Origin of the sequence: Staphylococcus sp. HMSC068G11 (assembly GCF_001815825.1) — a bacterium.
Lineage (GTDB): Bacteria > Bacillota > Bacilli > Staphylococcales > Staphylococcaceae > Staphylococcus > Staphylococcus epidermidis.
In genome coordinates, this window is the sequence record NZ_KV822056.1 from 47202 (window position 1) to 60374 (window position 13173).

The 13173-nt window shown below is 30.8% G+C and carries 1 protein-coding gene (cut by a window edge); it reads right to left on the reverse strand.

Annotation, left to right across the window (positions count from 1 at the left end):
- A protein-coding gene (gene ebh / locus HMPREF3058_RS01145) for a hyperosmolarity resistance protein Ebh (protein WP_070731049.1) crosses the window boundary here: on the reverse strand, window positions 1-13173 show its 3' end. It continues 17517 nt past the right edge of the window; only the last 13173 of its 30690 coding nucleotides appear in the window; the start codon falls outside the window, past its right edge — the gene reads right to left on this strand; the stop codon is at window positions 1-3.

Genomic DNA, 13173 nt, shown 5'->3' on the forward strand with positions numbered 1-13173 from the left:
TTACTTTTTAGAACGCTTTTTGTTTTTTACAACTTTTTTAGTTGATCGAGGCGTTTTCTTCTTTTTAGAAGCAACTTTCTTCTGTTTTGTATCATTGTTATCACTATTTAGTTTACGTTTAACGACGGGGATTGAATGAATATCCTCTTCACTCAATTGCTTTTCTTTAGATTTCTTACGTTTAGCAACTGGAATTGAATGTTTGTCATCGTTTTGTATTTGTTCTTCTTTATCTATTTTACGCTTAGTTATTATTATTGGATCTATTTTATCAGTATCTGAAAGACGAATGTCTTTGCGATGATTTTTTATCGATTGTTTTTCTTCTTCTTCTTTTTTACGTCTTTTAGCTAAAACTAACCAGAAACTAGAAAGTAAACCAGTTAATGTGATAACACCTACAGTTTTGCCAAAATTATCAACTAAATGTTTGAATAGGCTATCATTATCATTCTTATGAAGTTTTGGTTGCTGTGTCTTTTTATTGGTTTTACCTGGTTCAACACCTGTTCCTTTTAGAACTTCTTTGAATGTTTCAGTTTGTACGATATGGTTTGCAACATCCTTTTCTCTTAATCTAGCATCAAATTTTGATTGAAGATAATTAAAGTTATGCAAATAATCCTTGAAGGATTGATTTGTAATATTTACATTTACTTTCATGATTTGCTTTATACCTTGTAACAATGCTTTGTGTACATCTTGTACGTTATGTGCATCACGAATTGAATTCATCGTTTCTAGTTGAATTTGTTTAATTCTATCAAGTGCCCATTGTTTTATAAAGTAAGAAGCAGATTGATTATTTAGTATTTGCTGAGTTTTATTTATTACAACATATCCTAATTTATGTTCTGCTATATGTTTTTCACCTAGTAAATGTGCCTTGTTTATAATATGTTCATATCTATTATTAAACTCTTGATGTAATTGATTTAATTCTACTAAATTATGAGCATGATCGACTTTTGCTAAAAATTCTTTTTGTAGTGCAGTTAACTGTTTATCAAACTGAGTTTTTTCTTTAGAAGTCAAACCTTTTATTGTTTCGATTTCTTTGAAACCATTTTGGATTTGAGTATTAACATCAGTAATGATATCCTTTTTAGCTTTATTTAGCGTAAAGCGTTTAGGATCAAATTGATCTATTTCTTCAAAATCAGTTCGTTTTACTGTTTCAATATCTTTAATCGATTTTGAATGATTCACTTTATCGATAGCTTGCTTTTTCAATCTTTCAATTTCAGCTTTTGCATCTTCACGTTGAGTAGATGTTAATTCGTTATTAGAATCTATATCTTTGATTTTTTGTTTTACCAGAACATCAATTGTTTTTATAGCATCATTTTTAGCTATTTGTAATTCTTTTTCTACAACTTTCACTGGAACATTTACAGTGATATATGAGCCATCAGCTAACATAACCTTAACTATAGCGGTTAAGTGATCAGCTACTTTATCAGTCTTTGGTAATGAAACAATATTTGCTTTAAGTTCATCAGTTAAAGTCATAGCTCCAATTATAGCTTCTAATGAAATCGTTTCATCTCTGTGAACAACCACCTCACTTGTTACTAGAGCATTTTGAAGGCTCAATTCAGGTAGTTCAAAAACTAATGGTTGTTGATCAGTATCCCAAATAACAATATGGGCTAAAGTATTAAATGCATGCTCTTTATTGTTATTGATATCATCAATTGAATTAGAATTTTCGATATGTTGAAGTGCATCTTTTTCTGTTTTATCAATATCTGCTAAAGAATGTGCTTTTTGAGAAGGTGTTAAATCAGTGTTGTTATTTATTGCATCTCGTTTCTTTTGTGATAACTCTTTTATCACTTGTTTAGCTTCTGCTTTGGCGATAATTAATTTTTTAGTAGTATCAATGATTCCATCTAGTTTTGTTGTAGCATTTTCTATTTGTTGTTTATTTATAGCTTGATGAATTTCATTCTTAATTTCATTTACTAACTTCTTAATTTGAGATATTAGTTTATTTTTTTCCTCATTTGATAAGTTTGGATTTTGACTAATTAAGTGATTTATATTTTCAACTTTTTGGTCGATCATTTGATTAGCATCTAGTTTTGCTTTAGGTAATTCATCTGCATGTATGTGTTCAATTGCAGATTGCCCTTCATCTTTTGCTTGATTAACTAAATCATTTGATGTTGCGTCATTAATATTAGAAAGCGCTTTTCTAGCTTCCTCATTTACCATTTGTTTAGCTTGATCTTTAGAATTTGATGTTGCATTAGCATGTTCAATTTCATCAAGTTGACGTTTAAGCGTTTCTTTAATGTCATTATGTGCTTTTGCTTGAGCATCTTTAAGTCTTGCGATTCCATTTAAAAGTGCTCTAGCATCATCCATATTTTGAATCATACCAATTATGATATTAACGTCTTTATTTTTACCGTTTTCTTTGTCAAGAACATTATTCGCTAAGTTGATAGCGTAATCATATTGTAATTTTAGGTCTTCATCGGCATTTAAATATTCGATGTTGTCTTTTGTAGTTGTTGTTAATTGAGTTACATGTTCTTTTAAACTTTGCATAGCATCATTTAATTCAATTGCATTATCAACAATTTGGTTAATAATTTTAATGTCTTTAGACGCTCTAATCTGATTAATTACTGCAGCTTTTTGAGCATTATTAAGTATATCTAATTCTTTAATAACATATACTTCAGATTTTTGTTGATGTTCTTTTAGACGTTGTTCACCATTTAATTGATCTTTTGCTTTATCTATTTGTGTTAAAAGATGCTGAATGTCATTGATATTGACATTTGTACCGCTATTTTTATTTAACACGCCTTTAGCTTCTTTTAAAGCTTTGTTAAATTGACGTTTTAAATTATAATCAGCATTTCTATAATTTAAACTTGCCTTAACGGGATTTACTAAGGTTTTAAGTTGATCTCTCAATAATTTCATTTTATCGTTTAATTCTAACGTTGATTGAGTGAGCTGAGATAACTCTGTTAAAGTATTTGCTGCATTTACCTTGTTTGTGACATCTTCAAGTTGCGCTTTATTTAAATCTTTTAATCCTTTTATTAATTTTAGATCTTTGCTTTTCTCAGTTGCAAGTCGTTGTTCACCATTTAATGCATTTTTTGTATCGTAAATGGCTTGACTAAGGCCTAATACTTCTTCAATCGTTGCTGGATTTTCTGAAGTTTTAGAGCTTGTTGCACTTGCTTGTTGTAGTGCCTCATCAAATTCAATTTGTAAATTCTTATCTGCATTAATATAATTCACACTATTTGGAACAGAAGATGAATTACTTTCTATAGTATCTTGTAAGTCTTTCATTGCATTATCTAAATCACTAGCATTAGATAATGTATTTGCTAAAGATGATAAATCATCAGAGTTGTGAATATTATTTTCAGCAATATGACGTTGTGCATCATTGATATAAGATAAAGATTGTACATATTGAATTGCTTTATCTTTAGCTTTTGATAAACGTTGGATACCATTTAAAGCATCTTTAGTATCCTCAATCACTTGTTTGAGTCCCTCAATTTGTACTTCATCTAAGTTTTTACCAGTTTCTTTTGCAAGTACTTTTCGAGCATTACTTAAAGCATGGTCAAATTGTTGTTTTAAATCTTCATCTGAATTTATATAATTTGAGCTTGCTTGGACAGGAAGAGCTTGATTATTAAGTGCATCTCTTAAAGATTTCATTGCATCATTTAAATCAAATGCTTGATTCACGATTCTAGACAATTGTGCAATAGAATTAGTATTCATAATTTCATCGTTTGCATGTGTGAATTGAGCTTTATTAATAAATTTTAAACTATCAATTAGTTTTTCTGCTTTTGATTTTGCAGCTGTTAAACGTTCAATACCATTTAGTGCATCTTTAGTCTTGAATATATCATCTTTAAATGTATCAATTGAATTGAAATCTAAGTTCTGACCTTGAGTTTTGTTAAGCACATCACGTGCATTGTTGATAGCTTGTGTAAAGTTATCTTTGCGTAGGTTGTCGGCGTTAATGTAATTTATACTTGCTTTGGTTTGAGCATAGTTATTAACGATTGCCTTAGCTAATTCACCCATAATGAAATTGAGGTTTGTACCTTCGTTGACAAGATGTTCTAATTCTAATAAATCATGCGATTGCGTTACTTTATCCTCTAAAGCGGACTTTTGAGCATTGTTTATTTTATCTAGTGATTTGATATATTCTAAAGCTCGTGGTCTAGCATGATTTAATCTTTCAAAACCATTTAACGATGTTTCTGCATTTATTAATTGTTGTAACGCCTGTTTTGCTTCATTTTGGGTTGCATTAGTTTTTTGTATATTTTGTCCATGTTCTAGTGCTTCATCATAAGCGATAATTTTGTCATCGTCGGCTTGTCTATAATTATCACTATTTTCAACAGAATCAGCATGATTAATGAATTGTTCTAATTTACCCATTACTTTGTTTAATGCCTGAGCATTGTTACTAGCAGTAGCGATTTCTTCTAGTTTTGTTGCGTTTTTAACACTTTCTTTCGCAGTTTGTTGTTGTAATGAATTAAGATGTGTTAATTGGTCAATTGTTTGATTAGCATGAGCTTTAGATTCTTCAACTCGCTGATCACCATTTAGATTTTCTGATGCTTGAGTTAATTGTTCTAGTGCTTGTTGTACTTGATCTAAACTTACATTTGAGCCATTTATTTTATCAATGATAGCTTGAGCATGTGAAACAGTTTGGTCTACTTTTTCCTTTTTATCCTCTGAAGCTTCAGTGTAATTAGGTAAAGTAGTATCTGTAATCACTACTTGAGTTTTATCTTCAAGTGATTTCATGGCTTCATCTAGGACTTTAGCTTTTTGCAGAAGTTGCTTAACTTCAGTTCTTAAAGCTGCGTGAGAAATCATATCTTTTAAAGATTGCTTTTGTGCATTATTAAGATAATTCATATGTTTAACTTCATCATTTGCATTTGATTTGTCATATGATAGTTTTTCTGCACCAAATAGTATTTTTTCGTTAGCTAAGACATTATCTTTAACAATATCGACCTTATATGGTTCTAATGTTGGATTTGTTGTCTGATTAAGTAGTTGTTCAGCATCAGCAATAACTCGATCGTATTGTTGTTGATATTTTGAATCTTCATTTAAATATTTACTATCGTTCAATATATTATTTTTATGAGCAACTACTTGTTGTAGTGCTTCCATAGCTTTATCAAGAGCTTGAGCATTATCTAAGTTCTTCGCAACTTGTTCGCGTGTTGTAGCATTTGTATTCGCATTTATCATGACATCGCGTTGAGCAACGTTAAGATGAATTAGACCATTAATTGCATTAGCAGCATCTTGTTGTGCATGAGTAAGTTTCTGATCACCATGTAAGTTATTTTGAGCAGTTTCAAGTTCATAAGTTATGCTATTGATTACTGTTGGATCCATTTCAGGATTTGTTTGTCTATGAATGATTGAATCAACATGATTTTTAGCTTGTTGATAAGCCTCTTTTTCGGGTTGATCTTCGTTAATGAATCGACTACTATCTAACACTTTATCTACATTTTTATAAAGTTTGTTAAGTGCTTTCATTGCATGATTTAATAATTTTGCTTTTTCAATCGCTTGCGCAACTTCTGTTCTCGTTTTAGCAGTATATATTTGATTAGATATTGAACTGCTTTGTTGTGATGTTAAATCATCCAATTTACTTAATTCTTTATCAGCTAAATCGATAGTTTGATAAAGTTTTTGTTTACCTCTGAGTTGTTTTTTCGCTTGATTAACTTCGTTGATAGCATGCTCTATATCTTCAATAGATAACGTTGGATTTACTGTTTCGTTAAGTATTTCTGTAACATGATTAACGGCGTTATCATATGTTTCTTTAACATCAGGGTCTTCGTTAATATAGTTACTTGACTGTTTAACTTGCTCTTTATCTTTGATACTTTCTTCTAAATTCTCCATGACTTGATCGAGTAGTTTTGCTTGGCCAATAATAGCAGCAACTTCAGTTCGGGTAACTGCGCTATTAATTTTCTCATTTAATACGTTTTGTTGTGCTTGATTTAAGTGCGTCAATGTAGGTATAGATTGATGTGCGTTTTGCTTATCAGCTTCTAATAATTCAACGCCATTTAAGTCATTATTCGCTTGATTTACAGCATCCGTTAGTTGCTTAATTATTTCTTTATCCAGTGTTGGATGTTGTTCATTGATAATATTTTCGACTTCTCTAACTGCATGATTATATTGCTCTTTTTTATCATCACTTGCATTAATATATTTGCTCTCTTGTCTTACAGTTGATTGATTTTGAATGCTGTTTCTTAAATGCTTCATAGCATCATTTAGAGCTTGCGCACTTTGAAGTTGTTCAGCTACTTTTTCTCTTGTTTGAGCTTTATTAACCAATCTATTTATGGCATCTCTTTGTGGTGCATTTAAATCGTTTAAACTATTAATCAATAAGTTTGCATTTTCTTTTGCTTGTTGTAATTTATGTTCTCCATCGAGTGCATTGATGACATGCTTTATATTATTGATTGCATTCTCTATTTCGTCATGAGACATCGTAGGGTTTGCAACTTGATCAATGATTGATTGTGCATGATTAACTGTATCGTTGTACATATTTTGAGGTGCACTATCCTCGTTTATATAATTGTTTGATTGTCTCACAATATCTTGCTGAGCAACGATATCTTTAAGTTTTTTCATATCATTATTTAAAGCTTTCGCTTTGTTATAGATATTATTTACTTGTGAAACTATAGTTGCTTGTTCAATTTCATGAGTTAATGCTTCTTTTTGAGCTTGATTGAGGTTATCTAAGTGATTGACTGCAAAAGTTTTTGAATTTTTATTGTCATTCAATTCACGTTCACCATGAAGTGCATCTTTAGAAGTTTTTACATTTGATGCTGCATGTTCCACCTCTAAAGGATTCATAGTTGGATTAGATGTTTGATTGATTATTTGTTTTACACGATCAACGGCATTGTTATATGCAGTTTGTTTACCAACAGTTTCATTAATGTAGTTACTTGTTTGTTTAACATTATTTTCATCAGTGATACTTTGACGTAAAGTATTCATTGAATCGTTTAAAGCTTGTGCTTTATGAATTACTTGATGTACTTCAGAACGGGTATGAGTTTGTTGAATTTCTTGATTTAATTGTTCTTTTTGAGCTTGGTTTAGACCAGCCATTTGATTAATAGTATTGATGGACTGTTGTTGAGCTTGTTCTAGTTTTTGTTCGCCATGTAAATCATTTTTAGCTTCAGTAATTTTATCAGCAATAGTGTTAATATTAGCTGGAGACAAATTTGGATCTGTTTGTTCAGCAACTATGTTTTTACCTCTATCTGTATATTCATCAAAGTTAACTTGTTGAGAAGTATCCTCATTAATATAATTACTCGTTTGTTTTACTGCGTCATTACCAGTTAAAGCATCTTCTAATTTTTTCATCGCTTCATTAAGTTGATTTGCTAATTGAACTACTTTTTGTACTTCTGGTCTAGAATTAGAGTTTTGAACTTTAGTTTCAAGATTACTTCTTTGCGCTTGATTTAAGTGATTTAACGCATTTAATGTTGCTTGAGCGTTTGTCTTGTCGTTAGCAAGTTTTTGATCACCATGTAAATTATCTTTAGTTTGTTTAACTTCATTTAGTACACTTTGAATCGCATCATTTGCCATTACTGGTGTTGGTTGATCATTAATTATATTTTTAGCTTTAGTAACAGCTTGATTATAAACATTTTGCTGTTCAGAATCTTCATTGATGTACTTACTACTTTGTAAAACTTCAATATTATCAGTAATAGAATCTCTAAGTGCTTTCATTATATTATTTAATTGTTTAGCACTTGCAATTTTTTCTCCTACTTGATTTCTTGTTGATGCACTGAAAATATGATCTAAAATCGTATCTTTTTGCCCGTTCGTCAAGCTATTCAGATTTTGTAGTTGTTCTGAAGCTTCTTTTTTATCTTCTAATAGTTTATTACTACCATGTAAATCATTAAGTGCTTGTTTAATATTTGCAATAGCTTGATCTATTTGATTTTTATCCATGATAGGAGGATGAGCATTTATCAAATCTTTTGCTGCTTGAATTGCATGATTATAAGCATCCTGTTGGCTAGAATCTTCATTAATGAAATCACTATTTTGTTTTACTGTATTGTCATTGTTAACAATTTGTTGTAGTTGATTCATAGAGTTATCTAACTGTTTAGAGTTATTTACTATATCATCTACCTGATGTTTAGTTTGAGCTTGATTAATTAAATCATGTTGTTTATCTTTTTGTGCTTGTGTTAATCCTTGCAAATGTTCGATGCTTTGATTTCCATCTGACTTAGCCTCTACTAATTTAGATTGCCCATTTAAATTATTTTCAGCATTTTTAATCGTTTGAGTTGCTCTATTTATTACATCTTTATTAAGCTCTGGTGGTTGAGTAGTTGTAATAATTTGAGAACCATAATTTAACGCAGAATTGTAATTTGCTTGAAGACCACTATCAGCATTTATATATTTACTATCAGCCTTGATTTGTTCTTTTTTATCTATTTCAGTTTTCAGTGCTTTCATAGCTTCATTAAGTTCTTTTGCTTTTTGTAAGGCTTCTTGAACTTCTGGTTTGGTTGATGCTTGGTTAACTAATGTTTTTTCAGCAAGAACCTGTCCAGGATTTAATGCTTGTAAATGATCAATTTCAGCAACAGCTTGATTTTTAGCCTCTTGAAGTTTTTGCTCACCATGTAAACTTTCTCTAGCGTTTTGCAATTCTAATAAAGCATCTTCAATTGTAGCTTTGTCTAAAGTGCTAGTTGGAACGCCATTGATAATGTCTTTAGCTTTTTGAAGTGCATTATTATATTTATTTTGTGCCGCTTCATCTTCATTGATAAAGTCGCTTAATTTTTTAACACTGTTTTCAAGAGCAACTTCATTCTTAAGTTGACGCATAGCTTCATTAAGTGCTTTAGCATGATTTAAATCATTAGAAACTTCAGTTCTTGAAGGTGCAGAGTTAATCTCATCATGCTCGCTTTGTCTTTGAGAATTGTTTAGATTTGTTAAATTGTTTAATTCATTATTTGCATCTTGCTGTGCTTTTTGTAATTTTTGATCACCGTGTAAATCGTTTTTAGTTAATTGAATATTTTGAATGGCATCTGCTATTTTATTGTTGTTTAAAACATCATCCGTAGTACCGTTTAATATTTCTTGTCCTTTTTGAATGGAGTCATTATAAATATTTTGAACTTGTGGATCTTCATTAATATATTTACTTTGTTGATGAACTTTTGACTGTTCTTCTACGAGTGTTTTCAGTGTGCCCATATCATTATTTAACTTATTAGCTTGTGCAATAATTTCTGCCACTTGTTGTTTAGTTTGAGCATGATTAATTAAGTCATTTAATGCTTGCTTTTGTTTATCATTTAAGTTTGTTGATTGATTTATTATTGAATTTGAATCTGCTTGATTTTGTGCTAGTTTATTTGCGCCGTGCAATGAATCTTTTGCTTGAATGACTTTTTGAGTAATAGCTTGAATATTACTTATATCCATAGTTGGGTCGTTTAGTTGATTTATGAGTTGTTCAGCTTGGCTTACAGCATTATCGTAAGCTAACTTTTTCTCAGAATCTTCATTGAGATAGTTACTAGAATTTAGAGTAGCATCCTTATTGGCTATACTTTGTTTAAGTTGTTGCATAGCTTGGTTTATAGCTTTTGCTTCTTCTAGTTTCTGAGTTACTGCAGGTTTAGTTATTGTTCTATCTATATCTTGGATTAATTTTGTTATTTGAGCTGAATTTAATCCGTCTAAATTTTGTATTTCATTCTTTGCAGTTTCCTGTGCTTGTCTTAATTTATTTTCGCCATGAAGATTTTGTTCAGCATCATTAATTTCTTGAATGATACGATTGATATCAGTACTACTTATTGTTGGATTATTTTCAGCATTAATTATTTCCTGACCCTTTGCAATAGCTTGTTCATATGCTTCTTTTTCAGAGGCATCTTCGTTAATATAGTTACTATTTTGTCTTACTAATGGCGCTTTGGCGACTGCAGCTTTTAATTCTTCCATTTTTCCATTTAAGAATTTGGCATAACTTAACTGTTTAGCAACATTTGGTCTACTTGTTTGTTGGTTAATGATGTTTTCCAATGCTTGTTTTTGTGGTTCAGTTAAACCAGTAAAGTTAGTAATTTGTTGTTTAGCATCTGTCTTTGCATCTTGAAGTTTTTGATCTCCATTTAATCCATTTTTAGCTGTATTTAAATCTTGGATTGCTTGTTTGATTATTTGAGGATCCATCGTCGCATTGTCTTCACCAATAATGCTATTTATATTGTCAACTGCATGATTATAGGCATTTTGTTGAGCTAAGTCTTCATTAGTATAATTGCTATTTTTACGAATTTGCTCTTGATTCATAATGCTATCTCTCATTGCTTTCATAGCTTCATTAAGCTCTTTTGCTTTCTGTAATTCTTGAGCTAAACTTTCTAGAGTTGTCACATGGTTAATGTTATCCTTAACAGTTTGACGTTGTGGAACATTGAGACTGTTTAAGCTATCTACGTCGTTTAAAGCATTGTCTAATGCCTGTTTAAATCTAGATTTTCCATTTAACTCGTTATGCGCTTGGTCTATCTTGTTTAATAAATCTTGTAATGCTTTATGATCTAATGTATCTGGGTGATTATGAATTAAATCTTCAGCTTCTTTAATAGCATTATCATAATTTTGTTTTTTATCATTATCAGCATTAATGTAATTGCTTAAATGTTGAATTTGATCTTTATCATTTATGACTTTATGAAGTATACTCATATCACCATTTAATTGTTTAGCAATCTCTAGTTGTTTATTTACTTCATCACGAGTATCAGCATTATTAATTAACGGTTTAAAATGGTTCTTTTGTTCTTCGGTTAAGTCATCTAAACGATTTAATTGATTATTAGCGTCTTGTTTAGATTGAGCTAATTTTTGATCACCGTGTAAATTATTCACTGCATCTTTAATATTTTGGAGTGTATCAGCAATTTTTTGTTTATCTAAGGTTGGATTAGATGTTTGATTAATTATATCTTTTGCAGCCTGGATTTTATCATTATAAATTTTTTGTTTGTCTGAGTCTTCATTTATGAATGGGCTGCTATTTGAAATTTGATCATCTTGATTCACTTGGTCTTCAAGTTGTTTCATAGCTTCATCAAGCGCTTCGGCCTCTTTAAGTTTTTCTGCAACTTGGTCCCTAGACGTAGCTCCATTAATAGCTTGTTTAAGTGCATCTCTTTGGGGTTGGTTGAGGTGACTTAAGTTATCAATGGCTTGATTAGTTGTATTTTTGTCTTGCTGTAATTTTTGAGCTCCGTGAAGATTATCTTGTGCTTGTTTAATATTATTTAAAGCATTAGTAATGTCTTGTGCATTTAAGTTAGGATTTGAGTTGTTATTAATAATGTCTTCCGCTTGTTTAAGTGCATGATTGTACGCATCTTTTTGTGCGGGATCTTCATTTGTATAATCACTGTTAGCATGAACACCATCTTTTTGCGCAACTTGTTCTTTAAGTTGTTTCATTGCGTCATTTAGTGCTTTTGCTTGCTCGATTTTTTGCTTAATATCATCTCTACTATCTGAACTATTAATTTGTTCTCTGAGTTTTTCACGTTGTGCATCTGTTAAATCTGTTAATCCATCTAGTTCAGTCGAAGATGTTTGTTTGTCTTGATTTAATTTTTCAGCACCATGTAAAGCTTGTTCTGCATTTTGAACTGATTGAGTTGCTTGGTCAATGTTTGCTTTAAGTAATTCAGGATTTTGAGTTGCGTTAATAAGACCTTCAGCACGTTGAACTGCATTGTCATAGTTTTGCTTAATTTGTGGATCTTCATTTAGATATTTACTATCTGATTTCACTTGATCTTTGTTAGCAATACTATGTCGTAACTCACCCATAGCATTGTCTAATTGTTGAGCGGTTTGTAAGTTTTGTTGAACTTGTTCTAATGTTGATGCGCTATTAACTAGATTTTTCTCTTCATTTTTTTGGGCATTGTTCAAATTAGATAGATTTGTGATTGTTTGATTAGCATTATTTTTAGCTTCCTCTAATCTATGATCACCATCTAAAGCATCTTTTGTATTGTTAACGGCTTGCGTTGCTGTATTGACATTACCTTTATTAATAGTTGGTTGATTTGTTCCGTTTATTATATTTTGAGCATTTTGTACAGCGTCATTATATGCTTGTTTTTTAGATGGTTCCGCATTGATGTAATTACCGTTTGAAACAATATTAGCATTATTTTTAATACTCTCTTTTAAGGCACTCATTAATCCATCTAAAGCTTGAGCTTCTGTTAAATCGTGTTGGACTTGCGTACGTGTAGATTCATTATCAATTAAAGAATCTTCCATATGTTTTTGAGCTGAATTCAAATTCTGTAATTGAGCAATCGTTTGTTTAGCACTATCTTTATCGTGTTGTAGTTTAGTATCTCCATGAAGATTAGATTTAGCTTGAGTTACGGCATTTGCTAATTGATTGATTGTATCTGAGCTTAACGTTGCTTGAGTTTCATCGATAACGTGTTGAGCATTATTTACAGCATTGTCATAAGCTTGTTGTTCGTCATGATCCTCATTGATATATTTACTACTATTTTTAGTATCATTTTTATCTTTAATGTTTTCACGTAAACCATGCATTGCAGTATCTAATGTTGTTGCTTCTTGACGAATATTACTCACTTCATTACGTGTTGTTGCTGCAGTTACTTTAGCTACTTCAGCATTTTTCTGAGGTTCATTGAGACTCGTTAAACCACGTATTACAGTTTCAGCAGCTTGTTGGTCTTGTGTCAGTTTTTGAGCACCGTGTAATGCATCTTTTGTAGTGTTAACACTTTGAGTTAAACGTTCTATAGCTAATTTGTCTAGAACAGGTTGAGCATTGTTGTTGATTGTAGCTTGAGCTTCATTGACAGCATTATCATAATTGTGCTGTTCAGGTTGATCTTCATTGACATAATTGCTACTTTGTTTCACTTTATCAATGTGTTGTACACTATCTCTTAACGCTTTCATCGCATGATTCAATTCATTAGCTTTAGTTACTTCTTCTTGTAC